Source organism: Micromonospora eburnea (assembly GCF_900090225.1).
Taxonomy (GTDB): domain Bacteria; phylum Actinomycetota; class Actinomycetes; order Mycobacteriales; family Micromonosporaceae; genus Micromonospora; species Micromonospora eburnea.
On the sequence record NZ_FMHY01000002.1, the window covers coordinates 6,777,770 to 6,802,124 of the forward strand.

Annotated in this window: 23 protein-coding genes and 1 pseudogene; 12 read left to right on the top strand and 12 right to left on the bottom strand. The window is 72.9% G+C overall.

Annotation, left to right across the window (positions count from 1 at the left end):
- Positions 1 to 5 precede the first annotated feature (5 nt).
- The 4 genes from GA0070604_RS34045 to GA0070604_RS29695 form a co-directional block, all read right to left on the bottom strand.
- Positions 6 to 2,012, bottom strand: coding sequence for a hypothetical protein (locus GA0070604_RS34045; protein WP_091126071.1), 2,007 nt, complete (start codon positions 2,010 to 2,012; stop codon positions 6 to 8).
- Positions 2,013 to 2,245: 233 nt separating this feature from the next.
- Positions 2,246 to 3,250: a glycine betaine ABC transporter substrate-binding protein gene (locus tag GA0070604_RS29685; protein WP_091126074.1), complete on the bottom strand. Its 1,005-nt coding sequence runs from the start codon at positions 3,248 to 3,250 to the stop codon at positions 2,246 to 2,248.
- 389 nt (positions 3,251 to 3,639) lie between these two features.
- A complete protein-coding gene (locus GA0070604_RS29690; protein WP_091126077.1) occupies positions 3,640 to 4,362 on the bottom strand; it encodes an ABC transporter permease in 723 nt (240 codons plus the stop codon).
- Between the two features lie 112 nt (positions 4,363 to 4,474).
- The gene (locus GA0070604_RS29695; RefSeq protein ID WP_091126079.1) at positions 4,475 to 5,161 is read right to left on the bottom strand and encodes an ABC transporter permease; all 687 of its coding nucleotides are present in this window, start codon (positions 5,159 to 5,161) and stop codon (positions 4,475 to 4,477) included.
- Positions 5,162 to 5,163: 2 nt separating this feature from the next.
- Here GA0070604_RS29695 and GA0070604_RS29700 point away from each other — a divergent pair, with 2 nt between their 5' ends.
- Entirely contained in the window at positions 5,164 to 6,159 is a 996-nt protein-coding gene (locus GA0070604_RS29700; RefSeq protein WP_091126082.1) for an ABC transporter ATP-binding protein, read from the top strand.
- 145 nt (positions 6,160 to 6,304) lie between these two features.
- Here GA0070604_RS29700 and GA0070604_RS29705 read toward each other — a convergent pair whose 3' ends face one another.
- From GA0070604_RS29705 to folP, 7 genes are all read right to left on the bottom strand, one after another.
- Positions 6,305 to 6,805, bottom strand: coding sequence for a hypothetical protein (locus GA0070604_RS29705; RefSeq protein ID WP_091126084.1), 501 nt, complete (start codon positions 6,803 to 6,805; stop codon positions 6,305 to 6,307).
- Between the two features lie 84 nt (positions 6,806 to 6,889).
- Entirely contained in the window at positions 6,890 to 7,198 is a 309-nt protein-coding gene (locus tag GA0070604_RS29710; RefSeq protein ID WP_091126086.1) for a hypothetical protein, read from the bottom strand.
- Positions 7,199 to 7,334: 136 nt separating this feature from the next.
- Entirely contained in the window at positions 7,335 to 8,546 is a 1,212-nt protein-coding gene (locus tag GA0070604_RS29715) for an ABC transporter permease (RefSeq protein ID WP_091126088.1), read from the bottom strand.
- Between the two features lie 120 nt (positions 8,547 to 8,666).
- Entirely contained in the window at positions 8,667 to 9,155 is a 489-nt protein-coding gene (locus GA0070604_RS29720; protein WP_091127509.1) for a DUF3180 domain-containing protein, read from the bottom strand.
- Between the two features lie 55 nt (positions 9,156 to 9,210).
- On the bottom strand, positions 9,211 to 9,738 hold the full coding sequence (gene folK, locus GA0070604_RS29725; protein ID WP_091126089.1) for a 2-amino-4-hydroxy-6-hydroxymethyldihydropteridine diphosphokinase: 528 nt from the start codon (positions 9,736 to 9,738) through the stop codon (positions 9,211 to 9,213).
- Entirely contained in the window at positions 9,735 to 10,094 is a 360-nt protein-coding gene (folB, locus tag GA0070604_RS29730; RefSeq protein WP_091126090.1) for a dihydroneopterin aldolase, read from the bottom strand. Before folB ends, folK begins: the two co-directional genes overlap by 4 nt.
- Before the next feature lie 55 nt (positions 10,095 to 10,149).
- Complete coding sequence (folP, locus tag GA0070604_RS29735; RefSeq protein ID WP_091126091.1) at positions 10,150 to 11,013, bottom strand: dihydropteroate synthase; 864 nt, start codon at positions 11,011 to 11,013, stop codon at positions 10,150 to 10,152.
- Between the two features lie 355 nt (positions 11,014 to 11,368).
- Here folP and GA0070604_RS29740 point away from each other — a divergent pair, with 355 nt between their 5' ends.
- Genes GA0070604_RS29740 through GA0070604_RS29770 form a run of 7 tightly spaced genes read left to right on the top strand, consistent with a single transcriptional unit; the run spans position 11,369 to position 19,798 of the window.
- Positions 11,369 to 11,683 (top strand): hypothetical protein, encoded by a 315-nt coding sequence (locus tag GA0070604_RS29740; protein ID WP_091126092.1) that lies wholly within the window; start codon positions 11,369 to 11,371, stop codon positions 11,681 to 11,683.
- Between the two features lie 12 nt (positions 11,684 to 11,695).
- Positions 11,696 to 12,058, top strand: coding sequence for a hypothetical protein (locus GA0070604_RS29745; RefSeq protein ID WP_073837722.1), 363 nt, complete (start codon positions 11,696 to 11,698; stop codon positions 12,056 to 12,058).
- A 49-nt stretch (positions 12,059 to 12,107) separates the two neighbouring features.
- Positions 12,108 to 15,539, top strand: a complete 3,432-nt coding sequence (locus GA0070604_RS29750; protein ID WP_091126093.1) for an ATP-binding protein — start codon at positions 12,108 to 12,110, stop codon at positions 15,537 to 15,539.
- A 1-nt stretch (position 15,540) separates the two neighbouring features.
- Positions 15,541 to 17,469 (top strand): hypothetical protein, encoded by a 1,929-nt coding sequence (locus tag GA0070604_RS29755; protein WP_091126094.1) that lies wholly within the window; start codon positions 15,541 to 15,543, stop codon positions 17,467 to 17,469.
- A 5-nt stretch (positions 17,470 to 17,474) separates the two neighbouring features.
- On the top strand, positions 17,475 to 18,023 hold the full coding sequence (locus GA0070604_RS29760) for a hypothetical protein (protein ID WP_091126095.1): 549 nt from the start codon (positions 17,475 to 17,477) through the stop codon (positions 18,021 to 18,023).
- Positions 18,020 to 19,189, top strand: a complete 1,170-nt coding sequence (locus tag GA0070604_RS29765) for a M23 family metallopeptidase (RefSeq protein ID WP_091126096.1) — start codon at positions 18,020 to 18,022, stop codon at positions 19,187 to 19,189. Before GA0070604_RS29760 ends, GA0070604_RS29765 begins: the two co-directional genes overlap by 4 nt.
- 9 nt (positions 19,190 to 19,198) lie before the next feature.
- Positions 19,199 to 19,798 carry a hypothetical protein gene (locus GA0070604_RS29770; RefSeq protein WP_091126099.1) on the top strand — a complete coding sequence of 200 codons (600 nt, stop codon included), beginning with the start codon at positions 19,199 to 19,201 and terminating at the stop codon, positions 19,796 to 19,798.
- Positions 19,799 to 19,800: 2 nt separating this feature from the next.
- On the opposite strand, the gene GA0070604_RS29775 is transcribed toward GA0070604_RS29770, so the two are convergent.
- Positions 19,801 to 20,364 (bottom strand): Rv0361 family membrane protein, encoded by a 564-nt coding sequence (locus GA0070604_RS29775; RefSeq protein ID WP_091126102.1) that lies wholly within the window; start codon positions 20,362 to 20,364, stop codon positions 19,801 to 19,803.
- A 310-nt stretch (positions 20,365 to 20,674) separates the two neighbouring features.
- Here GA0070604_RS29775 and GA0070604_RS29780 point away from each other — a divergent pair, with 310 nt between their 5' ends.
- From GA0070604_RS29780 to GA0070604_RS29795, 4 genes and pseudogenes are all read left to right on the top strand, one after another.
- The gene (locus GA0070604_RS29780; RefSeq protein ID WP_208602194.1) at positions 20,675 to 21,157 is read left to right on the top strand and encodes a MarR family winged helix-turn-helix transcriptional regulator; all 483 of its coding nucleotides are present in this window, start codon (positions 20,675 to 20,677) and stop codon (positions 21,155 to 21,157) included.
- A 230-nt stretch (positions 21,158 to 21,387) separates the two neighbouring features.
- Entirely contained in the window at positions 21,388 to 22,347 is a 960-nt protein-coding gene (locus GA0070604_RS29785) for an NAD(P)/FAD-dependent oxidoreductase (RefSeq protein WP_244162121.1), read from the top strand.
- Between the two features lie 13 nt (positions 22,348 to 22,360).
- A pseudogene (locus tag GA0070604_RS29790) lies at positions 22,361 to 23,352 on the top strand (aldo/keto reductase).
- An 86-nt stretch (positions 23,353 to 23,438) separates the two neighbouring features.
- The gene (locus tag GA0070604_RS29795; RefSeq protein ID WP_091126105.1) at positions 23,439 to 24,353 is read left to right on the top strand and encodes an LLM class flavin-dependent oxidoreductase; all 915 of its coding nucleotides are present in this window, start codon (positions 23,439 to 23,441) and stop codon (positions 24,351 to 24,353) included.
- Positions 24,354 to 24,355 lie beyond the last annotated feature (2 nt).

A 24,355-nucleotide genomic window follows, 5' to 3' on the forward strand; every position in this document is an offset into this window, starting at 1 on the left:
CGGGGTCAGCGCCAGTGGTCGGCGGACGGCGGGCCGCCGGCCCGGGGCACGCCGCCGCGCGGCGGGTGGCCCTGCCGCTCGTCGCCGTACCGGACCGGCTCGGGCTCACCCCGACGCCACTCGGGCTGGCCGCCGTGCTGCGCGGCCGGGCGCCACTCGTCCGGTACCGGAACCCCGCCCGCCGGCAGCGCCGGTCGGCTCTCCGCCGGCCAGCCGGGTCCCGCCTCGCCTGGCGTACCGTGCTCGCGGCGGGGCTCGCGGACGGACGCCCAGCGATCCTCGACCCGATACTCGGTGCCCGCTCCGGCGGCGTGCACCGCGGCACGCCGCTCGCCGACCCGAACCTCCCGGCCGTGTTCGTCGTCGCGGACCGAGGCCCAGCGGTTACCGGCTCGCAACTCCGACCAGTAGGCGCCTTCCGGGTCGTCGTCGGCGACCGGCCGCCCAGCGGGCTCGGACGCGGTCCAGGCGGGTACGTCCGGCGTCGCCCAGCCCTCACCGGCTCGGTCCGGCCCGTCGTGCCGTGCCGGCCCGTCGTGCCGGCCCGGCCGGCCGGCCGGAAAGTCGTCTTCGGCCCGGTCCCAGCCGCCCTGCCGGCCCGTTCGAGCCCAGGAGCCTTCGTCGGCCCGGTCCCGCCCGTCGCGCCAGCCCGCGCGCCCGGCCCGGGAGCCCTCGTCACGGGACCCGTCCGGGCTCGCCGACCGGTTCCGATCATCCCGGCCGGCCGGCCGCCACCGCTCGTCGGCCGACCCCTCCGGAACCGCCGGCACTGCCGCCGCGGAACGTTGATCGGCCCGCCCGTCCGCCACCGCCGAGCGTTGATCGGCCCGCCCGTCCGCCGCCGACCAGGACCGCTGATCGGCCGGCCCGGTCGACCGGGAATCGTGCTCGGCCGGCCTCGCCGCCCAGCCGCGCTCCTCGCCGGGCCCGCTTCCGTCACCGACCCGGACGGCGCCCGCCGCCGGGTGACCGCCGGTGCGGGGCCGCTCGTCCCGGGGCACCCGCTCGTCCCGGGGCACCCGCTCGTCCCGGGGCACCCGCTCGTCCCGGGGCACCCGCGGGCCCGGTCGGTCCCGCTCGCCGTCCGGTCCGGACCAGGAGCCGCCAGGCCAGGGCCCGCTCTGGGTGGGCCGACCGTGGTCGCCACCGGTCCAGCCGTGGTCGTCCGCCGACTCCCGGTACCCCGACCAGGAGCGCTCCTCCGGCTCCACGCCACTCCCCCGCCGTTCGTCGGAGACGGGGGGCCAGCGGCCGGCGTACCCGCCGTAACGGCTGCCGGCGACCGGATCCGCGCCGCCGTCCACGATGGTGTGACGGGTGGTGACGTGCACGGTCTCCGTGTGGTGCACCACCCCGACCGGACGGGGTTCCGGCCGGACATCCGGCTCCCCGGCACGCGGGGCGCCGTAGACGCCGGACTGCGGGCGGTCGGTGCCGTAGCGGGTGCCGGGCTGCGAGCGGCGGGGAGACTCGTCCTCGTCACGGCCGGCGGGCTGTCCCCCGCCCGTCGGCACCTGCTCCGGGCCGGCGCCGTGGCGGGACCGCCCCTCGGCGTACGGCTCCTCCGGGGACACCCGGACACGGGCGGTGGCCGGATCCTCCGCAGCCGGTGCCGCGCTGGCCGCAGCGGCCGTCCCGGCAGCCGCCGCGTCCAGCCGGCGATGCAGCGCGGTGACCGTCTCCTGCGTACGTTGGGCCTGGTCGAGCGCCTGGTTGCCCCGGTGCGCGGCGGCCACGATCTCGCTGCGCAGCTCGTGTCGGAGCTGTTCGATCTCGTCCCGCAGTTCCTCGACACCGGCCGCCTGGTCACCGCCGTCAGGACGCAGCGCGATGGACAGTCCGATCAGCACCACGGCGAAGATCGCCAGCACCGCACCGGTCCGCAGCGAACCGCTGCCGTCGGCGACCAGGAGGATCAACGCGGCCAGGGGCGCGAGCCCCACACCGATCCAGAACAGGACGGTGAGCAGCGAGGGCGGGCGCTTCTCGGCGGGGGCGACCGAAGCGGGCATGGCTACGCAGCGTACCGAGAGTTGCCCCGGTAGGGAACGGGGACCGGCGCCGAGGTGACAGCCGGTGAGGGTTACACCGGCTCGCCGCCGTCAACCTGGCCCGATCGCCTTTCTGCGGCTTCGCGGCCCGGTCCCGGCCGGTCGCCGGCGGACCGCTCGGGTCCACCGGCGACCGGCGACTGTTCCGGGCGCGGCACGGCACCGACGTGTCGCGCCGGAACAATCATGGGCCGTCAGCTCGCGGCGAGCGCCGCGTCGGAGGAGAGCACCAGGCCGACGCTGGCCGCGCCGGTCTTCAGCGCGTTCTTGGTCTGCGGGCCACCCGCGTCCAGCGAGCTGAACGAGCCGGCCTTGAAGTCGTAGACCTGGACCAGACCGGCCTGGCACATCGGCCGCTGCGGGCACTCCGGCGGGCCGGCCAGCACCGTCGCCTTGCCCGAGCACTTGGCGGCCAGGTCGGAGAGCGTGGCGAGTTGGTACTTGTCGGCGAAGGCCCGGGTGACCGCGAAGGCGTTCTGGTCCTGCGCCTGTGACGGCTGGCCGAAGGTGAGGCCGACCTTGTCGCCGGCGGCCTTCAGCGCGCTGACCGTCTTGTCCAGCTCCGGCGAGGAGACGGGCTTGGCGTCCTTGCCGTTGGCCTTGGTGTTGAGGAACTCGGCCATGGTGGCCGCGTACTCGGGGACGACCTGGATCTCACCCTTCTCCAGGGCCGGTTCGTAGAGCTCGCGGCTGCCGATGGTCTGCACCTTGACCTGGTATCCGGCCGAGGTGAGCGCGATCTTGTAGAGCTCGGCGATGAGCTGGCTCTCGCTGAAGTTGGCGGCGCCGACCGTGACCTGGCCGCCCGGGCCCTTCTCCACACCCTGGGAGACGCCGTTCGCGTCGGCGAACTCCTTCGCCGCCACCTGCGGGGTCTTCCGGTCGATGTCGACCGCCCGGTTCAGCTCGATGAGCTTGGCGGTGTCGAGCGCCGCCGAGACCTTGTCCAGCGCGGCCACGAGCTGCGGCGTGGCCGCCTTCGTGTTGATCGCGGGGAGGACGTTGTCGGTGTTCTGGAGCTTCTTGTCGTCGGTGAGGACGACCAGCTTGTCGCCCGCGACCGGGGCGCAGCCGGCCCCGGAGGCACCCTGCTCGGGAGCGTCGGTGCCGGAGGAGCCGGCATCGCCGCAGCCGGTGAGCAGACCCGCCGCGGTGAGGGCGCCGATCGCCCCGACGGCCAGCCGTGTACGTGCGCGCATCAGTGCCCGCCTTCCGTGTCCCGGCGCGGCCCATTCGGGCCGGCCGCGTGTCCGACGGGCGATCCGTTCGGCCGCCCGCTTGTCTGTCGCGCGGCCCGGTCCGCCGCCCGCGACTCCAGCCAATATCCTCCGGGCCGGACCGACAAACCCTGAGCGGATTTCGTCACCGGATCGTCACCCGACGCCGATTCGCCCGGTTCGGGCACCTGATGCGACGCCATCTGTCCAGCACTTCGCCAGGTTTCCGTCACCCGGCGTGACCTCGACCACACCCCGGTCCGAACGGTTCGCCACGGCGCCCACCCGCTGGTCCGACCGGCTTCGGTGCCCGCCGCCCACGTGATCGCCCGGCATCCGCCCAACGCGGCGGCCACGGCGGTTCGGCCGGCTCAGCCACCCGCCGTGGCGGCGGCCGCGCGCCGGTTCGCCGCCCGTCGGGCCCGGCGCAGCGGACGCGGGGTGACCAACCGCTCCACCAGTGCCAGCACTCCCTCCGCGAGCAGGGCCAGCCCGGCGACCAGCACACCGCCGGCAATGATCTGCCCACCCCCGGCCGCGATGTCCAGCCCGAAGCCGGCCCGGATGATCTGCCCCAGCCCGCCACCGTTGACGAAGGAGGCCAGCGCCGCGGTGGCAACCACCTGCACCGCGGCGGTACGGAAGCCGGCGGCCAGGTACGGCACCGCCAGGGGCAGTTCCACGCGGCGCAGCACCTGCCCACCGGAGAGGCCCATGCCCCGCGCCGCGTCCCGGGCCTCCGGGTCGGCCTGCCGCACCCCGGTGTACGCGTTGGCGAGCAGCGGCGGCACCGCGAACACCGCCAACGCGACCACCACCGCCGGCCGGCCGAAGCCGAGGAAGGTCAGCGGCAGGATGGTAAGCAGCGCCAGGGTGGGGACGGCGAGGGTGACGTTGGAGACCAGCAGCACCAACCCGCCACCCCGGCCGGTGTGCCCGAGCCAGAGCCCGATCGGCCAGGCCACCAGGCAGCCCAGCAGCACCGCCAGGGCGGAAATGGTCAGGTGCTCGCCGAGCCGGTCCAGGACGCCGCCCGGGTTCGTCCAGTTCAGCGGATCGTTCAGCCAGATCACGGCGTCCCGGATGTGGTTCACCCTGCCGCCCTTCCGTCCACGACCGCGCGGTGCGGTTCGGCGGTCCGCCCATTCCGCGGGCCCTGCGTTCGGTGCGTGACCGCGTGGTGCTGCCGGGTCGCCCTGCGCACGCTCACGAGGCGCGCCCGCGCAGCCACGGCGTCAGCAACCGGCCCACCCCGGCCAGCACCAGGTCCAGCACCAGCGCCAGCAGGACGCAGAGCACGGTGCCGGTCATGATCTCCGCCTTGTAGAAGTTGTTCTGGAAGCCGGCGAAGATGAGCTGCCCCAGGCCGCCCCGGCCGATCACGACGCCGACGGTGACCAGGGCCACCGTCGAGACCGTGGCCAGTCTGAGCCCGGTGAGAATGCCCGGCAGGGCCAGCGGCAACTCGATCCCGAACAGCCGGCGCCAGCGGCCGTAGCCCATCCCCTCGGCAGCCTCCAGCACCTCCGGCGGCACCTGTTTCAGCCCGGCGAGCGCGTTGCGGACGATCACCAGCAGCGCGTACAGCACCACAACGGTGAGCACGGTCACAGCCCCGATCCCCAGGGTCGGACCGAGGAACGCGAACAGCGCCAGCGACGGGATCGTGTACAGCACCCCGGACACCGCCAGGACCGGTCCCGCCAGCGACCGGAACCAGTACGCGGCCACCGCCAACGGCAGCGCCACCAGCGCGGCGATCAGCACGGCCCGGGCGGTCAGCCAGGTGTGCTCCCGCAGCGCGGCCAGGATCGTGTCAGAGTTGTCCCGCACGTACTGCCAGGAGAACCACGGGTTACCCGGCGCGGCTCGGTGACTCAGGTGGAGGGACACGCGTGAACGTTACCCCGGGAACCACCGCCGGACACGGCGCGGCATCGATCACCCTGGAGGGCATCCGCAAGCGCTATCCGGACGGCACGGAGGCGGTCCGGGAGCTGAGCCTGGAGGTGAAGGCCGGCGAACTGACGGTGCTGATCGGCCCGTCGGGCTGCGGCAAGTCGACGGTACTCCGCATGATCAACCGGCTGATCGAGCCGACCGACGGCCGGATCCTGCTCGGCGACGACGACGTGACCCGGGTCGACCCGGTGGCGCTGCGCCGCCGCATCGGGTACGTCATCCAGAACGTCGGACTCTTCCCGCACCAGACGGTCGCCGCCAACGTGGCCACGGTGCCCGGCCTGCTCCGCTGGCCGCGGCAGCGGACCCGGGACCGGGTGCACGAGCTGCTGGAGCTGGTCGGGCTCGACCCGGGGCAGTTCGGCCGCCGCTACCCGCACGAGTTGTCCGGCGGCCAGCGGCAGCGGGTCGGGGTGGCCCGCGCGCTCGCCGCCGACCCGGTGGTGCTGCTGATGGACGAGCCGTTCTCGGCCGTCGACCCGATCGTGCGGACCCGGTTGCAGGAGGAGTTCCTGCGGCTCCAGGCCGAGGTCCGCAAGACCATCGTGCTGGTCACCCACGATCTCGACGAGGCGGTCCGGCTGGGCGACCGGATCGCGGTGCTCTCCGAGGGCGGCCGGCTGGAGCAGTACGACAGCCCGGCCGCCCTGCTCGGGTCGCCCGCCTCGCCGTTCGTACGCGAGTTCGTCGGGGCCGACCGGGGCATCCGTCGGCTGGCGGTCACCCCGGTCACCCCGGAAGTGCTCGACCCGCTCCCGGCCGGTGACCCGGTCGACCTGCCGGCGGTGCCGCTGGGCGGTTCCGCGTACGACGCGCTGGGCGCGCTGCTCACCTCGGCCGCCGAGCACGCCGTGGTCACCGAGGACGGCCGGCCGGTCGGCATGCTCAGCCGCTCCCGGCTGCTCGCCCTGGGCGCGCCTGCGGACTGACCGGCGGCGGCAGCGCTCGGGCCCCGATGCCGGCGGCCGGCGACTCAGGCGCGACCAGTGACGCGACCAGCGGCTCAGGCGCGGCCGGCGGCTCGGCTCAGACCGGGGGCGGCGGCTCGGCTCAGACCGGGGGCGGCGGCTCGGCTCAGGCGCGACCGCCGAGGCTGGCCAGGCCGATGATCCAGCCGGCGAAGAAGCCGTAGGTGACACCGGTGCTCGTGGCCTGGAACGCGGCGAGAAGCGACCCGTCCGGCCCGAACAGCGCCGCCAGCAGGGCGGTGAACCCGCCGGCCAGGGCGTACGCGGCCCAGCCGGAGAGGAACTGGCTGGTCGGGTTCCGGACCCGGGCCACCTGAGCGGCGGGCAGCACGTAGAGCAGGGCCACGGCCAGGATCACCAGCAGCAGGGCCCGCAGGTCGGCGGCGAGCACGCTCTGGGACGGGTCGTCGGAGTGCAGCCGCCAGGCGGGCCAGGCGAGCAGCCGCAGAAGCCAGCCGCCGGCTCCGGCCGGGTCGGTGTGGCGCTGCACCCAGCCCACGTACATCGGGCTGCCGCAGACCACGACGAGCAGGATCGCGGCGAGCGCGCCGGTGCCGGCGGCGCTGCCGTACCCACGGACGGTCCGGAGGTGGTTGGTGAGGGCCATGGGGCGGTCGGTTCCCGGCGCGCCCCGCCGGGCCGGCCTGCGCGTACGCGCGACCGCCCTGGGCCGGCGGACGGCCATCCGCGATCAGTGCTTCAGCAGGTAGTCGATGAAGGCGGCCCGCAGCAGCGGCGCGGACTCCTCGTAACCGTGGCCGGTCAGCTCCCGCCAGAGCGCGTTCGCCTCGTCGACGGTCGGCCCGACCGAGTTGGGGGCGCCGTCCAGGGCGGCGGCCTCGTCCGCGTTGGGCAGGTGCTGCAGCACCGACCAGAAGAACCCGACGTCGCGGCGCTCCCGGGCCAGGGCGAAGGCCTGCTCGCGCAACTCCTCGGTGGAGAGCTTGTCGAGCTCGTCGAAGGTGCGGCCGCCGGGCCCGGTGGCAGGAGATTCGGTCATGTCGCCGAGCCTAACCGGCGAGATCAGGTCCGGCCCGCCGGACGCGTCGCGGCCCGGCCGGCTCCGCCGTCCCGACGCAGGCGGTCCGCCACGGCGACCAGGGCGCGTACGCCCACCCGCCCGGCCCGGGGTCCGGTCAGCGGTCGTCGGCGTCCCAGCGGCGCGGCTCGCTCTCCCAACGCGGGGCCTCCCACGCGTCGACGCCGGTGTCGGTGGTCCGCACCGGCAGCACCGACGGCCAGGCGTCGGCGGGTTCGGGTGGCCTGGTCAGTGCCCAGCCGGCGCTGCCGGCACCGTCGCCGGACGGCCCCACCTCCACCTCGACGCGCGGCCGGCCGAACGCCTCGACCAGCCGGGTGACCAGCAGCCCGACGCCGAGCACGGCCCCGCCGACGGCCCACCGGCTGATCGTCCACCCCTGGGTCGTGGACCAGGTCAGGAAGACCTCCACCAGGGTGACCGCGAACAGCGTGCCGAAGACCCCGCCGCGCCGGCCGTAGGCGCTGGTGCCGGCGAGCATGACGGTGCCGACCGCGAGCACCGACCAGTCCAGCCCGGTGCGCGGCACCACCGGGCCGCCGCGGTTCGCCGCCATGAGCACCCCGCCGAGCGTGGCCAGGACGGTGGAGCCGACCAGGGCCAGCGCGGTCACCGTCGCGGCGACGCCGCCCCGCCGGCGGGCCGGATCGGCGACCGGCCGGAACCGCCCGACGAGCCGTCGGACCGGCTTCATCGCGCCGAAGAGTCCGCCGAGGACGGCCACTGCGGCGAAGCCGACGAAGAGGTAGAGGGCGTTGTCCCGGGGGTCGTAGCCGCCCTGGGCCGCGACCGGTCCGGTCCGCCGCTCGATGTACACGATGACGCCCGCCGCGGCGGCCAGGCTCGCCGCCCAGCCGGGCACGTGCAGCACCACCACCGCCAACGCCAGCGCCAGCCCGCCGAGCACCGCCACCAGCAGCGCCGGAAGCAGCGCCTCCCGCACGCCCCGGTCCCCCTGCTCGGCGAAGTGCAGCGCGGCGGCCAGCGCGACCGGGCCGATCGCCAGGTTCACCGCGCCGGCGCGCAGGCTCAGCCCGGCGGCGAGGGCGAGCAGCCCGAGCGCGGCCACGTCGACCAGGAGCGAGTCGAGACGGCCCCCGCGCAGCGCGTCCGGGTCGTCCCGCCAGAGCAGCCAGGTCATCGCGGCCAGCCCGGCCAGCAGCAGGAACTCCCAGATCACGTGGACGGCGACCCGGTCCCGGCCGGGCTCACCGTGAGCCGGGTCGTCGAAGACGTTCTCCAGCACGGCGGCGGGTACGCCGGACGACGACTCCGCCGGCGCGCTCCGGCCCGTTTCGTCGTACCCCATGCGCCGCGCCTCCCACGTGGCCGGCCGTTCAGGTCCGACGCACGGCGGACCGGCGGCGGCCGTTGCTCTCCGGTCGCCAGGGACGGTACCTGCGGGCCGGGGTGCTGGGAACCCCCCGGATCAGCGCTGGCCGGGCCGGCTCTCCCGGTCGCCGGGTTGGCGGTCCTCGTCGTCCTCCTGCTCCGGCACCCGGCAGGACCGTTCGAGCCAGAGCGCCGCGGCGACCAGCGCGATCGCGGCGATCACGCCACCCACACCGGCCGGGCGGTCGCCGATGGCGGCGTTCGTCCGCTCGATGAAGAGCCAGCCGGTCAGGCCGGCGTAGAAGCCGGCGAAGATGGCCCCGGCCAGCGCGGAGGCCTTGGCCAGCACCACGAACCGGGCGACCAGCAGCGGGTTGAGCGGTTCCCGGCCGGGGCGACCCTCGATCTTGCCGCGGGTGTTGACGGCCGCGTAGCCCTCCAGCACGGCCAGGGCGGCGAGCGTGACCACCGGCAGCCAGGGCAGGCTGGGTGCCAGGTCGTAGTAGAAGCTGCTGATCAGCAGCCAGGCCACCGCCGCGGCGGCCAGGCCGGCCACCACCAACGTGGAGATCCGGGTCGGACCCATCCGGTAACGGTCGGGATCGCGCGGGGACTGCGTCATGCCGGCCGGCTCCACTGGGTCATGCGTCCGACTCTAACGCCAGATCCGGCCGGGGGGTGAGTTCCAGGGCGTCGGAGGCCAACGGCTCGGCGTTGAGCAGGTCCGTCAGCCAGCCGTGCCCGGGCAGCCGGCCGTGCGGCTCGATGTCGATCCACGGCCGCAGCACGAACGCCCGCAGGTGGGCGCGGGGGTGCGGGAGGGTCAGCTCCGGGTCGTCGCTGAGCACCGGCTGCCCGGCCTCGTCCCAGACCGCGATGACGTCGACGTCCAGGGTGCGCGGACCGTACCGCCGCTGTGGGTCGCGGGTCCGCCCGGCCACGGCCTCGGCGGCCCGGGCCCGAACCAGCCAGTCGCGCGGGCCCGCCGCCGGATCCGCGACCAGCAGTGCCGCGTTCAGGTACGCGGGCTGCTCGGCGTCGCCCCACGGTGGAGTCTCGTAGACCCCGGAGACCACCAGCACCGCGTCGCCGAACGCGGCCACCGCCGCGCGCAGGTGAGCGAGCCGGTCGCCGAGGTTGCTGCCGATCGACAGCGCGGCCCGGGTCACCGGGTACGCCGCATCGTCACGGCCACGTCGCGGAAGGCGTGCGGGATCGGGGCCTCGGGCTTGTGCACGGTCACCGTGGCGGCGGCCACCAGTGGTTCGGCCAGGCAGACGGTGAGCAACCGGTCGGCGAGTGTCTCGATCAGGTTGACCGGCTCGCCGGTGATCACCGCGACCAGCTTCTCCGCCAGCTCGCCGTAGTGCACGGTGTCGGTCACCTCGTCGGAGCGCGCGGCCGGGGCGAGGTCGAGTTCGAGCACCGTGTCGACCACGAACTCCTGCCCCTGGGCGCGTTCGAAGTCGTAGACGCCGTGTCGGCCGTGCGCGCGCAGGCCGGTCAGCTCGATCCGGTCGGTCACCGTGCCACCTTCGTTCGCGACTGCGGGGCTCGCAAAACCGGCTCACTCCTCGCGCTCACCGATCCCCCTCGTTCGCCGTGGTCGCCAGGTGCGGGCCGCCGGTGGCCCGCCACACGGCGAGCGCGTCGGCGGTGGCGCGGACGTCGTGCACGCGTACCCCCCAGGCACCGGCCGCCACCGCGAGCACGCTGGTGGCGATGGTGGCCGCCTCGCGTTCCGAGGTCGGCCGGGGGGTGCCGTCGGCGTCGGCGAGCAGTCGGCCCAGGTACGACTTGCGGCTCGATCCGAACAGCAGCGGGAAGCCGAGGTCCACCAGCTCGGGCAGGCGGGCGCTGAGTTCCCAGTTGTGCGCGGCGGTCTTCGCGAAGCCCAGCCCGGGGTCGATGATGATCTTCTCGGCGGCGACGCCGGCGGCCAGCGCCTCGTCGACTCGCTGGCTCAGCTCGGCCCGGACGTCGGCCACCACGTCGCCGTAGTCGGCCAGTTCGCGCATCTGGCGGGAGTGTCCCCGCCAGTGCATGAGCACCCAGGGGCAGCCGGCGTCGCGGACCACCCGGGCCATGTCCGGGTCGGCGAGGCCGCCGGAGACGTCGTTGACCACGTCGGCGCCGGCGGCGAGGGCCGCCTCGGCCACCCGGGCCCGGGTGGTGTCGATGCTGATCGGGATGCCGGCGGCGCGCAGCGCGCGGATCACCGGCAGCACCCGGGCGATCTCGGTCTCGGCGTCAACCCGGTCGGCGCCCGGCCGGGTGGACTCGCCACCCACGTCCACCAGGTCCGCGCCCTCCGCGCGCAGTCGCACTCCGTGTCCGACGGCGGCGTCCAGATCTGCGTACCGGCCACCGTCGGAGAAGGAGTCGGGCGTGACGTTGAGGACGCCCATCAACACCGGGGCCTGCGCCCGCACCAGATCGGTCACGACCCGACAGTACCGGTCGCCAGCAGGGCTTCCGGCGGCCCGGGGCAGCCCTGCCGGCGACGGTCCTGACATGCCAATTAGAACAGGTGTACGATCGGTCGTCCGGGTCGCTTCCGGCAGAGTCTTCGCGGGTTGTCGCAAAGGTGCCCGGCCCGTACGCTTTGGAATTGCCCAGCATCGAGATGGCGAAGCCTGGAGGGAGGGCCGAAGCGGGAAAAATCCCCCCAAAGTTCACCACTCTCCGTGGCTGGCAACGAACACAGCGTCAGAAACGCTGTGGCCCAACACGCACCATCCCGCCAGGCTTGCCTACTGCACCACGCGGCGCCGCCGGCCGCGACATGGGGAGGTTCCAGTGATCGCCATCGAGCTCATGGGGACGGCTTCCGCCGCCGTCGACCACGCGCTCCACACCCTGGCGTCGACTCCACTCGCCGAGCCGGCGCCCAAGGGCATCAACACCGAGGGTGTCGTCACCTTCTTCGCCAGCAAGATCGCACCGATCCTGCTCGCGGTGCTCGGCGTCATCTTCATCGGGCGGGCCAGCCGAGGCGAGATCTCCAAGGTGCTGACCAGCTCCGCGATCGCGATCGTCGGCCTGGCCTTCATCGCCGGCGCCGCCACACTCTTCTTCGTCGGCGACTACCTGATCAACCTGATCTTCCAATAGGCGCGGGCGACCATGCGGCTGCGTACCGACGACGATATCTACCGGGCTCGTCTCGTCTATCTCGGGCCGCCCGGGTACACCCTTCCCGTTCACCTGCCGTACGCCCAGTACGGCCTGTTCATGCTGCTCGTACCCCTCTACATGTTCATCCACTGGTTGTTCACGTTGCAGGTCGAGCTCTTTCCCGCCTGGGAGATCTCCCTCGCCATCGTGACCACCTCGTTCATCTTCCGGCACGTCGACCCGGACCGGCCGGCGCGCATGGTCATCCGGACCGCGCTGACGGACTGGCGACGTACCCGGGAGCCGGCGGCCGAACTGCGCGACCCGCGCCTGGTGGCGAGCCGGATCAGGATCCGGGAGGAACTGGCATGACCGGGCGTACGCCGTTGGCGCAGCCGAACGACGCGGGTGAGGCGGTCGCATGAGTCGCTCTTCCACGCCGGGTTCCCCGGCCGGGCGTTCGGCCGGCCCACCCGGTAACCGAGCGCGATCGTTCGACTACCCTCCCGACGAGGAGCTGGACGAGGTCGCGCTGGACCCGGCACTCGCGACCAGCCCCGGACACGGCCGGGTCGGGGTCTTCCAGCCGCCCCGACCGGCGGGGCCCCGCCCCGCCGGCCCCGAACAGCGGGTCCCGGCGGCCGGCGACCACGGCGACATCGACTCGCCGTTCCTCGACCTCTTCGGCGGCGCGCAGCCCGGCGTACGGCGTCCCGCCGCCCGCCCCCCGAGCCCACCCGCCGCGATCTCGGCCGAGCCGGCTCCCGTGGTGGCGCCGCCCCGGCGAGGGATCGGGCGGGAAGTGCCGCCGCCGATCCCGCACCAGCCCGCCGCCCCGGCCGAGCCGACCACGCCACCCCTGACCGTCGGCCGCGACGTGCCGGCAGCGGACGAGCCGCCCGCGGCCCGACGGCGGGAGAGCGCCCCTGGCGTACGCCCGGTCGGCCGGATCCACGACGTCCCCGAGACCGGCCACGATGCCGAACCGCCGGACCGGCCCGCCGGGCGGACGGCCGCCCTCGACCCCGTGCCCCCGGCCCGTACCCGGGTGCCACACCAGCCCGGCGAGCGGATGCCCGCACTCCGGCCCACCACGGAGCCGGAGCTGACCGGCCCCGAGCCCACGTTCGACACTCCGGGCCGGCGAGGTGATCGGCGCGCGGCGGAGGCGGCCCGGCCGAACGGCCGCGAGGTCGCCGCCGCCACCAGCCGGGAGGTGACCCCGCCCCGGCAGCGGTCCCCGGAGCGCGGCGGCAAGCCCGTCAAGCCGGTCCGGGTACGCGCTCCGAAGATCAAGTTCGGCGACCGCGACCCGTCGGTGGAACTGGCCATCACCGAGATCGCCGGCCATCTCACCTTCACCCCGAACACGGTCACCGCCTGGTACTGGCTGCCCGAGGTGCGTTGGGCGTTCCGCCCCGACGCCGAGCGGGAGGCGCTGCTCTCGGCGATCTCCGAGCAGTACGCCGGCCTGGCCGGTTTCCGGCTGCACCTGCGCCGCACCACCCGGCCCTTCCCGGCCGACGAGTGGGCGCGCACCATCGACGCGCACACCGGGTCGCCGCTGCCCGACGTGCCCGGCACGCCCGGCTGGGCCGACCACCTGGTCGCCGCGCAACGGCACCTGATGGCGGTCAACCACGCCGAGGGGCAGACGTACCTCGGCGTCACCTTCGCCCGCCGGTCGCTCGGCGACTCACTCACCGAGCGGCTGCTGCGCACCTTCGGGCGGGGCACCGCCGACGGTGAGCGCCGCAAGCTGGGCCGCACCGTCGAGCAGTTCGACGAGGTGCTCGGCGCGTTCGGCATGCGCGGGCGCCGGGTGACCGCGCAGGAGTTGGAGTGGCTGCTCTACCGTTCCGTCGCGCTCTGCATGGCGCCGCCGGGCGCCCTCTCCCCGGTCACCAATGGCCGGTGGGAACGCGGTGACCTGCTCGCCCTCACCGAGCAGGTGGAGCGCTACCGCACCCCGTACGGGTCGACGGTGAAGCTGGTCAACCGGATGACCGGCGAGGAGCGGCACGTGGCCGTACTCGCCGTCGGCCGGATGGAGCCGCTGGAGATCCCCGAGCGGCACGAGCCCTGGCTGCACTTCCACGAGCGGCTGCCGTGGCCGATGGAGCTCTCCACCCGGGTGGACATCCTCGGCTCCGGCGACTCCTTCCGGAACCTGGAGCACCGGCTCCGGATGATCCGTTCCCAGCAGCTCGACTACGCCGAACACGGCATCGACGCACCGCCGGAGCTGGAACGGCTCGCCAAACGGGCCCTGGTGATCGGCGACGAGATGACCACCGGCCTGCCGGTCGACTCGGCCCGGGCGCACGGCTGGCACCGGATCGCGGTCGGCGGACGGACCCGGGAGGAGTGCCTGGAGCGGGCCCGCCGGCTCATCCAGCTCTACTCCCGAGAGCTGCGGATCTCGCTCCAGCACCCGAAGAACCAGGACTGGCTGGCCCGCGAGTTCATCCCCGGCGAGCCGATCGCCAACACCGGCTACGTCCGGCGGATGCCGGTCAACCTGCTCGCCGCAGCGCTGCCGCAGGCCGCCTCCACGGTCGGCGACCGGCGCGGCGACCTGATCGGCCGTACCGCCGGCACCTGCCGCCGGCCCGTCTTCCTCGACCTGCACTTCCCGATGGAGGTACGGGAGCGTTCCGGCCTCGCGGTCTTCGTGGCCGAGCCGGGCGGCGGCAAGTCCACCCTGCTCGGCGCGCTCGGCTACCTGGCCGCCCGGCGCGGCGTACAGGTGACCCTGCTCGACCCGTCCGGCCCGCTCGCCCGGCTCTGCGCGATGCCGGAGTTGGCACCGTATTCCCGCGTGCTCAACCTGACCGGCTCCGAGCAGGGCACCCTCGCCCCGTACGCGCTGATCCCGACGCCGCTGCGCAGCGAGTTCGGCGACGGGTCGGCGGGCGACCGGGAGTTCGAGATCGCCATCTCCAACGCCCGCGCCGAACGGCGCATGCTGGTGCAGGACATCTGCATGATGCTGGTGCCGCCGCAGGTGGCCCGGGAGGCGTCCACCGCGACCCTGTTCCGGCACGCCGTACGCCAGGTGCCGGCCGAGGAGACGTCCACCCTGGATGACGTGGTCGCCTGCCTCCAGGGGCTGGACGACGAGGCCGGGCGGGAGTTGGCGAACCTGCTGCTCGACACGGCCGAGATGCCGCTGGCCATGCTCTTCTTCGGCCGGCCGCCGGAGAACCTGCTCGGTGCCGACGCGGCGCTCACCGTGATCACCATGGCCGGGCTCCGGCTGCCCGATCTCAAGATCGAACGCGAGTACTGGTCGGCCGAGGAGGCCCTCGCCCTGCCGATGCTGCACACCGCGCACCGGCTCGCCGTCCGCCGCTGCTACGGCGGTTCGATGTCCTCCCGCAAGCTGGTCGGCCTGGACGAGGCGCACTTCATGGAGGGCTGGCGTTCCGGGCGGTCGTTCCTGGTCCGCCTCGCCCGTGACTCACGCAAGTGGAACCTCGCCGCCCTGGTCGCCTCGCAGAACCCGAAGGACATCCTCGGCCTCGACGTGCAGAACCTCGTCTCCACCGTGTTCGTCGGCCGGATCGCCGAGGACACCGAGATCGCCTCCGAGGCACTGCGCCTGCTCCGGGTGCCGGTCGACGACGGCTACGAAGCCACCCTGGCGTCGCTGTCCCAGGCCGACTCCGGATCGGCCGCCCGGCTCGGCTTCCGCGAGTTCGTGATGCGCGACGTCGACGGGCGCGTGCAGAAGGTCCGGGTCGACGTGTCGTACGTCGACGGGCTGCTGGAACACCTGGACACCACCCCCGCCGCGGTCGCCCACGCCGCCGGGGCGCTACCGACCGTCCTGGCTGATCTGGAGGCGTGACATGGCGAGGGCCCGGGCACGGATCGCGGCGCTCCTCCTCACGCTCGGCGTACTCGCCGGGGCCACCATCGTCTGGCCGCTGGTCGGGGCGACACCCGGGTACGCCGCCCCACCGGTCGCGCAGGCCCGAGCCGAGCTGTGCAGCACCAAGGAGTGGCAGACCGACTTCCGCGCCTGCGTCGCCCGCCTCGACGAGGTCAAACAGGACGCGGTCGAGTGCCGCAACGCCCCCGTACCCAGCGCACCGGATTCGGGTCTGGCGGGCTGGTTCGCCTCCCGCCCCGACTCCGCGAAGCTGCCCGGCCCCAAGGGGCTCTACAGCGACTACGGGTACGCGGGATACAGCTACACGACGTACGACGTCGACGGGGGCTGCGCGTCCTCGGTCCTCCATCCGGACTACCGCTTCACCAACATGGTCGCGAACGGCGAATTCATGTTCGCCAACGCGGTGATCGGGGCGTCGAACGCGCTGCGGGAGCGGGCCTGGGATCCCCGCTCGATGTGGCGCTGGGCGGACCCGCTGGTGGAACAGGCCACCAAGGCCGTCTACCAAAAAGTGTTCAGCGTCTTCGGCATCATCACGCTCTGCGTGGTCGGCCTCTACCTGATCTGGCGATCACGCCAGTCGGACATGAGCAACGCCATGACCACGGCGGGCTGGGCGGTGCTGGTGATGGTGGCGGTGACCGCGCTGGCGGCCTGGCCGGTCAAGTCGGCGAACATCGCCGACAACGCCCTGATCACCACACTCGGCGTCGTACACGACGCCGTCGGCCCGGCTTCCCGAGATACGCCTGCAGATCAGTGCGACGACACAACGCCGGGAGCGTGCAAGGATCACCGTCCCCCAGCCGTCCGGGCCAGTGACACCGCCACCGAGACGATGCTGTACCGGAACTGGCTGCGGGGCGTGCTCGGCTCGGCCGACAGCGAGACCGCCAAGAAGTACGGCCCGGCGCTCTACGACGCCAAGTCGCTGTCCTGGGAAGAGGCGGAGAAGCTCCGCCAGAACCCGGCGACGCGCGAGGCCACCATCAAGGCCAAGCAGCAGCAGTGGGCCCGGGTGGCAGAGCAGATCAAGAAGGAGGACCCGGAGGCGTACGAATACCTCAAGGGTGTCCGGGACATGGATCGGATCGGGTCCGGCTTCATCGCCGTGCTTGCCTCGCTGCTCTTCGCGATGTTCGACCTGACCGCCTCGTTGCTGGTGCTGCTCGGCTTCCTGATCTTCCGCTGGGCGGTGATCGCCGCGCCGATCCTCGGCACGGTCGGTCTGATGCGCCCGGCGAGCGCCGGGCTCCGCCGGCTGGCGAACGCGGTGGTGGCGGCCGTCTTCAACATCGCGATCTTCGGCACCGGCGCTGCCATCTACCTGTTCGCCGTCGACCTCATCATGAACACCCCGACCCTGCCCGGCTGGCTGCAGGTGGTCCTGGTCTGGCTCTGCGGTGTGGTGGGCTGGCTGCTGCTGCGCCCGTACCGGCGGATCACCCAGCTCGGCGGCAAGGACAGCAGCGAGGCGATCAGCTCGGCCGGCTCCTGGCACCGCCGGTTCTTCCGGGACATGCGGATCGCGGCCCGGCTGGACGTGGCCGAGCCCGGCGGCACCGCCGAGCCGGCGGTCGGCCGGCGGCGCGGCGTGGCGTCCGAGCAGAGCAGACTGCGGCCCGAGGCCCGGCATGAGGACCCGTCGCACGCCGCCGCGGCCAGCGAACGCGAGCGGCCGGACGGGCGGGAACCGGCCGACGAGCCCCCCGCGCCCGAGCGGAAGGGTGGACGGGCGGCGTCTCGCTCGCGCCGGCAGCCGGCGACCTGGACCGAACCGGACGTGCCCGAGGAGGCTCCCTCCTTCGCCATCTACCGGCCGGACTCGGCCGAGCGTGCACCGGCCAAACCGGCTCCCCGAATCCGCTCCGAGGCGCGGTAACGCCGATGCGTCGGGCGTTGGAGTTCCTGTTCACCCGGGTGCTGCGGTCCCGGCTCGGCATCGCGCTCGTGATCGCCGCCCTCGTCTTCGGCGTGATCGGCGCGGCCCGGCTGGTGTCGGGGCCGCTCGACCCGGCCGCCGGCCTGAGCAGCCGGCCGCGCGAGCCGATCAGCACCGTCGATCCGCAGGTCGGTGACGACGGGGTGCTGGCCAGCCCGGCCGCGCCGACCCCGAAGACACGCCCGGGCGAGCTGCCTCCCGAAGAGGCCGCCGCCCGCTTCACCACCGCCTGGCTGACCGGCCCGGGCAGCAGCGCGGACGATTGGCAGGCGCAGCTGCGACCGCTCTCCACGTCCGCGCTGACCGAGAAGCTGACCGGCGCGGACCCGGAGAGCGTGCCTGCCCGGCGGGTCACCGGCCAGGTGACCCTCCGACCACGGACGGAGGCCTTCGTGGAGGCGCTGATCCCGCTCGACAACGGCCGACTCCGGCTCGAACTTGTGTCGCCCGAGGGCCGCTGGCTGGTGGACGCGGTCGACTGGGAGCGGCCATGAGCACGGCGGGCCAGGTCCCCGGCCGGCGGAAGCTGCGGCTCGGCGCCGTGGCCGCCGCGGTGACCACCGTGCTCACCCTGCTGTGCTGCATCGGCGGCGCGGGCGCGTTCTTCCTCACCGAACTGGGCGGCGACGGGCAGGACCGGCTGACCGCCAGCCTGGCCTGCGACCCCGCCTACCAGGTCGACATCACCGGGGACATGCCACGTTTCGCTGAGTACGGCGACGCCCAGCTACGCAACGCTGCCGTCATCGTCAAGGTCGGCCAGGACATGGGCCTGCCGGCTCGCGGCTGGGTGATCGCGCTGGCGACCGCGATGCAGGAGTCCGCCCTGCGCAACCTCGCCAACAGCACGGTGCCGGCGTCGCTGGCGCTGCCGCACGAAGGTGTCGGCTCCGACCACGACTCGCTCGGCCTGTTCCAGCAGCGACCCGGCTGGGGCAGTGTCCAGCAGCGGATGACACCGTCGTACGCCGCACGGAAGTTCTACGAGAAACTCCTCCTGGTGAAGAACTGGCAGCAGCGACCGCTGACCGTGGTGGCACAGCGGGTTCAGGTCAGTGCTTTTCCCGACGCCTACGCCAAGCACGAGGACCTGGCTGGCCGGATCGTCGACGCGCTCGCCGGCGGGGCCGCCCGCACCGTGGAGATCGCCGGCAAGGCGGTCTGCGACGCGGCCGCCGGCGCCCGAATCGCCGCCTCCGGCTGGACCGCCCCGATCCCTGGCGGCGTCGGCTCCGGCTTCCGCACCGCCGAGCGCCCCAGCCACAACGGCGTCGACATCGCCGCCGACAAGGAGACCCCGATCCACGCGGCGTCCGCCGGTCGGGTGCTGGTGGCCCGCTGCGATCCCGACCACTCGCAACGACGCGACTGCGACCGCGACGGCTGGCCGGGCAAGGGTGGTTGCGGCTGGTTCGTGGACATCCTGCACGCCGGCGGTTACATCACCCGCTACTGCCACATGGTGCGGCGCCCCCTGGTGGTGCCCGGGCAGTCGGTGGAGGCCGGCCAGGAGATCGGCCGTTCCGGGAGCAGCGGGAACTCGTCCGGCCCGCACCTGCACTTCGAGGTGCACGTAGACGCCGACCGGTCGAGCCGGGGTGCGATCAACCCGGTGCCGTTCATGCGGGATCGCGGCGCCCCGCTGGACGGCGACACGTGAGGCCGACCCGTGAGTAATCCACTGCCCGACCCCTTTGCGGACCAGCCCGACTGGGCACCGCTGCCGCCCCGACCCGTCGAGATCGTGCCTGCCGCCGGCCGGGTCGAGTTGCGCGGCCGGCGGGTGCTGGTCGGCCTGCCCGGCCTGGGTTGGCGCGGTGACCTGCGAGCCGACGAGCGGGTGGTCCAGGGCAGCCGGACGTACGTGCCGGTCATCCCGGAGCACGAGTGGTACCGCGCCGAGTCCGAACAGGTGGAGGTCTTCGCGCCGCTCGTACCGGTGGAGCGGGTCTGGGTGGAGACGGTCGGCGAACGCCGGCCGTCCAGCGACCCCGCCCAGGCGGGCCTCCGGCTGGTCTCCCTCGACGCGCCCGCTCATCGCCCGCCCACCCCGGTCTTCGAGGCGGACTCGGTGGCCGGCCGGCGCGTGGTGCACGTGACGGGAACGACCGAGCAGCGTGACCTCCGCGCGGTGACCGAGACCTACTCCGGAGCAGACGGAGACATCTGCGTCCGGGTCGCTCCGGAGATCGAGTGGTACCGGTGGGCGTGGCGCGGCCAGGCGCCCACCACGTTGGAGATACCGGTCCACCTGCTCTGGCTCGAGTAGAGTCAGTCCATCTTCCTCCCGCCGCAGACGCGCCAACCGTCCCTATCGACCACCTGGAACTGCCAGTCCTCACGTCGACTGCTCCGCGTCTGGCCGTCGGCCGAGCTGGAAATGGTCAGCGTTGTGACGACCGACTCGCCATCGCCATTCTTCACGGTTGTGAGCGGTCCCCAACTCACACGGACCACGACGTTGAAGTTCGCCTCGCGTCGCTCCATCTCGTCTCGGAGGCGACGGATGGCAGCGAGATTAGCCGCCTGGCCACCGCAGGCGTACTCGCTGGCCTTCGTGTCGTTACGGGAAACCAGGAACGCGCGCAAATAGTTGTCCACCACGACGTCGGGGGCGCTGCGGTCGGGGGCGGTTGCGCGGTCGTACAGCACGAAGCCGACGACGGCGCCGCCAGCACAGAGCAGCGCCAGCAGCCCGGCGACGACCGCGAGGACGGTACGCAGCTGCCGACGCGGACGTTCCGGCGCCGGAGCCGGCGCGGGGGGCGCCAACTGCTCGGGCGGGGTCCGCTGCGCCGGTACGCGGGAGACCTGGGAACCGGCGGGGGGCTGCACTGATTCCACCTCCTGAGGCTATCGGCTGCGCCGCGCGTACCCAATGCCCCAGATCCCAGGATCGTGGCGAATCGCCGGGCGATCGGCGCGGCGGGCGCAGGCCGGCCCCAGCCACCCACCCAGCCGGACCGAACCGCGGACGGCTGGCGGTCCGCTGCGCGCCTTGGGACGCATCCGACTTGCGGATGACGCGACCGTGGTCGAGACGCCGATCCCAAACAGCGTGCTGCGCCCGGCCACCTCTCTCCACGCGCGTTACGCGCATAGTTCGTTACGCGAATTACGAGGGTTATGGTGTTACCCTGGCCAAATGGGTAAGCCTGATGATGGCCAGATCGGGGTAGTGGCCGCGTTGGTGCGGTCCTCGTTCCTGGTGAATGCCGTGTACGCCGAGTCCGGCCGGGAGCACGGATTGACCCCGCAACAGGGGCAGTTGCTGTGTGTGCTGATGGCACGACCGTATGGCATGAGCGAACTGGGGGCGATGCTGCGGCTGGCCAAGTCGAGCCTCACCGGCCTGGTGGACCGCACCGAGCGCAACGGCCTGGTTCGGCGGGAACCGGATCCACAGGACATGCGGGCGGTGCGAGTCGCGCTCACCCCGCAGGGCAGCAGGCTGGCAGGGGAGTTCTACACCGAGACCTGCCGGCGGATCGAGGAGTTGCCGGGGAGCCTCAGTCCAGCCGAACGCGACACGCTCGCCGAACTACTGGGCCGCGTCGTGCTGGACAACGAGGCTCCCGCGGTCTTCCTGGAACCGGACGGAGGGACCCCCGCTACCCACGGGCAGTGACGCGCGACACGACGCTCCCCGAGAAGGTTGCAGTTCGTGCCACGAACTAATATGGTTCGTGGCCCGAACTTCGCCATTCTTGGGAGCGTGCAACATGAGTCGTACAGTCGCGGTCATAGGCGGAGGCTACGGAGGCGCCGCGGTCGCCAAGGCGCTGGAATCCATGGCCGACGTCGTCCTCATCCGATCCCCGGGACGCGTTCGTCAACGCGGCCGCATCGCTGCGGGCGGTGACCCGGCCCGAGTGGGCGGCCAACATGTTCTTTCCCTTCGAGACGCTGCTCACGCAGGGCAGGGTGGTCCGCGACCGCGCGGCCTCGGTGGACCCCAGCGGTGTCACGCTGGCTTCGGGTGAGCGTGTCGCGGCGGACTACGTGGTCCTGGCCACCGGCTCCAGCTACAGCTACCCGGCCAAGCCCGTCTCCGATTCGATCAGCGAGGCGGTGGACGACCTCCGCCGGACACACAAGGAACTTCGCCAGACCGACCGGGTGCTGATTCTCGGCGCCGGCCCGGTCGGCCTGGAACTTGCCGGGGAGATCAAGGAGGTCTGGCCGGACAAGCACGTGACCATCGTCGACCCGGCCGAGGAGCTGCTCCCCGGCTTCAAGCCGGAGGTGGTCGAGGACCTGCACGGCCAGCTCGACGCCCGGGGCGTCGAGGTGCGCCTCGGCACCAGGCTGGCGGTGCCGCCGAGCACCGAGGCCGGCCAGGCGGGCACCTTCACCGTCACCACCGCCGGAGGCGAGGAGATCACCGCCGACATCTGGTTCCGCGCCCACGGGACGCGCACCAACAGCGGCTACCTCGCCGACGGCAAGCTCACCACGCTCAACCCGCGGGGCCAGGTGCCCGTGACCGAGTTTCTCAACGTCAAGGGGTACGACCACGTCTACGCGGTCGGAGACATCACCGACGTCCCGGAGGCCAAGATGGCCGGTTACGCGATGCAGCACGCCGAGGTGGTCGTCAAGAACATCATCAGTCGGTTGAACGGTGAGCAGCCCTCGGCCACCTACCAGCCCCTGCCCTTTCCCATGATCCTGCTCCCGCTCGGCCCGAACGGCGGTGTCGGGCAGCTGCCCTCGCCCGAGGGCCCATTCGTCGCCCCGCCCGCGATGGTCTCCGAGTACAAGGGCGCGGACCTGTTCACCGGCCGCTTCATCGAGCAGTTTGGCCCCACCGCCTGAAAGGCTGGCACAAATGGAGTACACCCACCTCGGCCGCAGCGGCCTCACCGTGTCCCGGCTCGTTCTGGGCACCATGAACTTCGGCCCGCAGACGTCCGAGGCCGACAGTCACACGATCATGGACCGCGCGCATGAGCACGGAATCAACTTCTTCGACACCGCCAACGTGTACGGCATGACGCCGGGCGATGGCGTCACCGAGGAGATCATCGGCCGGTGGTTCGCCACGGGCGGCGGTCGGCGCGAGAAGACCGTACTGGCCACCAAGCTCTACCTCCGACCGGCGACTGGCCCAATCAACGATTCGCGTCCGCGCTGAACATCCGGCGCGCGGCCGACGCGTCACTCAGGCGGCTGCAGACCGACCACATCGATCTGTACCAGATGCACCACATCGACCGGAACACGCCGTGGGAGGAGATCTGGGAGGCGTTCACCGTCCTGCGCCAGCAGGGAAAGGTGCTCTACTTCGGCTCGTCCAACTTCGCCGGCTGGCACATCGCGCAGGCACAGGAGGCCGCGCGGTCACGGCACTTCCTCGGCTTGGTCTCCGAACAGTCGATCTACAACCTGATGACCAGGTGGGTCGAGCTGGAGGTGCTGCCCGCGGCGCGGGCGTACGGGCTGGGCGTGATCCCGTGGTCGCCGCTGAACGGCGGGGTGCTCGGCGGCGTCCTGCGCAAGCACAAGGAGGGCCGCGCCTCCCGCGGCAGCTCCGGACGCTCGGCAGACACGCTCGCGAAACACCGGGAAACCATCGGTTCGTACGAGAAGTTGTGCGCCGAGATCGGCGAGGACCCGGCCCACGTCGGACTGGCGTGGCTCCTCGCGCAGGACGGGGTGACCGGGCCGATCATCGGGCCGCGGACGGCCGAGCAGCTCGACGGCTCGCTGCGCGCACCGCAGATCACGCTCGACGACGACACCCTCGCCAAGCTGGACGAGCTGTTCCCACCGCCCGCACCGAACGGGGCCAAGCCCGCGCCCGAGGCGTACGCCTGGTAAATCGCGCCCGGCGCTGAAACCCGGCACGTCGGCGGCCACCGTCCGGACGGACCGACGGCCACCCCCCATCGAAGGAAGGCAGAGCATTGTCTGTACAAGAAGTCGTCTTCGGGTTCGGAGCGCACAGCATCATCGACGACGGGCCGGAGCTGCTGCGGATGGCCGAACAGGCCGACCATGACGGGCTCGACCTCTTCTCCCTGTCGGACCATCCCTACCTCGGTAAGCGCCTGGACGCCTACGCCACCCTCGGATTCGTCCTCGGACGTACGCAGCGCCTCGCGGGCTTCGCCAACGTGACCAACCTGCCGACCCGGCCCGCTCCGATGCTGGCCCGGACGGTGGCGGCGCTGTCGGCGCTGTCCGGCGGTCGCGTCGTGCTGGGCATGGGCGCGGGCGGGTCATGGGAGCGGATCCGCGACATGGGGGTGCCGCGGCTGTCGCCGGCCGACGCCGTGGACGCCTTCGAGGAGGCGATCGTCCTGGTCAAGATGCTGTCGGGTGGCGGTGCGCCGGTCACGTACCGAGGCCGCCACTACCAGGTGGACCAGATCGAGCCCGCTCCGGTGGCGGCACCGCCCGTCTGGACCGGCTCGGTCGGCCGGAAATCCCTGGCCGCCACCGGCCGGGTGGCCGACGGCTGGATCCCGGGGCACGCGGCGGATTGGCTCAGCGACCGATACCGGTCCTCCCGGCCGGTCATCGACGAGGCGGCGGCGGCCGCAGGCCGTGATCCGCGGGAGATCCGCACGGTCTTTAATTTCCCCGGGCGCATCACCGATCGACCGCTGCCCGCCACCCGCGACCGCGAGGGCCGCTGGATCGGCGGTTCGGTGGGCCAGTGGGTCGAGGAACTGACCGGGGCCGTGCTGGAACACGGCGTATCAGGGTTCATGCTCTTCTCACCCGAAGGCGGAACGCCGGACCGGGTCTCCCTCAGCCACTGGGCCAAGGAGATCGTCCCGGCCGTACGCGAAGCGATCGCGAAGAAGGACGGCTAGGC

What these genes read in the sequence shown, in the direction of transcription:
- GA0070604_RS29720 (WP_091127509.1), bottom strand. Translation starts at nt 9,155, where the DNA reads ATGGGTCCGACCCGGATCTCCACGTTGGTGGTGGCCGGCCTGGCCGCC.
- GA0070604_RS29745 (WP_073837722.1), top strand. Translation starts at nt 11,696, where the DNA reads ATGCGGCTGCGTACCGACGACGATATCTACCGGGCTCGTCTCGTCTAT.
- GA0070604_RS34045 (WP_091126071.1), bottom strand. Translation starts at nt 2,012, where the DNA reads ATGCCCGCTTCGGTCGCCCCCGCCGAGAAGCGCCCGCCCTCGCTGCTC.
- GA0070604_RS29755 (WP_091126094.1), top strand. Translation starts at nt 15,541, where the DNA reads ATGGCGAGGGCCCGGGCACGGATCGCGGCGCTCCTCCTCACGCTCGGC.
- GA0070604_RS29765 (WP_091126096.1), top strand. Translation starts at nt 18,020, where the DNA reads ATGAGCACGGCGGGCCAGGTCCCCGGCCGGCGGAAGCTGCGGCTCGGC.
- GA0070604_RS29705 (WP_091126084.1), bottom strand. Translation starts at nt 6,805, where the DNA reads ATGGCCCTCACCAACCACCTCCGGACCGTCCGTGGGTACGGCAGCGCC.
- GA0070604_RS29685 (WP_091126074.1), bottom strand. Translation starts at nt 3,250, where the DNA reads ATGCGCGCACGTACACGGCTGGCCGTCGGGGCGATCGGCGCCCTCACC.
- GA0070604_RS29750 (WP_091126093.1), top strand. Translation starts at nt 12,108, where the DNA reads ATGAGTCGCTCTTCCACGCCGGGTTCCCCGGCCGGGCGTTCGGCCGGC.
- GA0070604_RS29710 (WP_091126086.1), bottom strand. Translation starts at nt 7,198, where the DNA reads ATGACCGAATCTCCTGCCACCGGGCCCGGCGGCCGCACCTTCGACGAG.
- GA0070604_RS29715 (WP_091126088.1), bottom strand. Translation starts at nt 8,546, where the DNA reads ATGGGGTACGACGAAACGGGCCGGAGCGCGCCGGCGGAGTCGTCGTCC.
- GA0070604_RS29760 (WP_091126095.1), top strand. Translation starts at nt 17,475, where the DNA reads ATGCGTCGGGCGTTGGAGTTCCTGTTCACCCGGGTGCTGCGGTCCCGG.
- GA0070604_RS29780 (WP_208602194.1), top strand. Translation starts at nt 20,675, where the DNA reads ATGGGTAAGCCTGATGATGGCCAGATCGGGGTAGTGGCCGCGTTGGTG.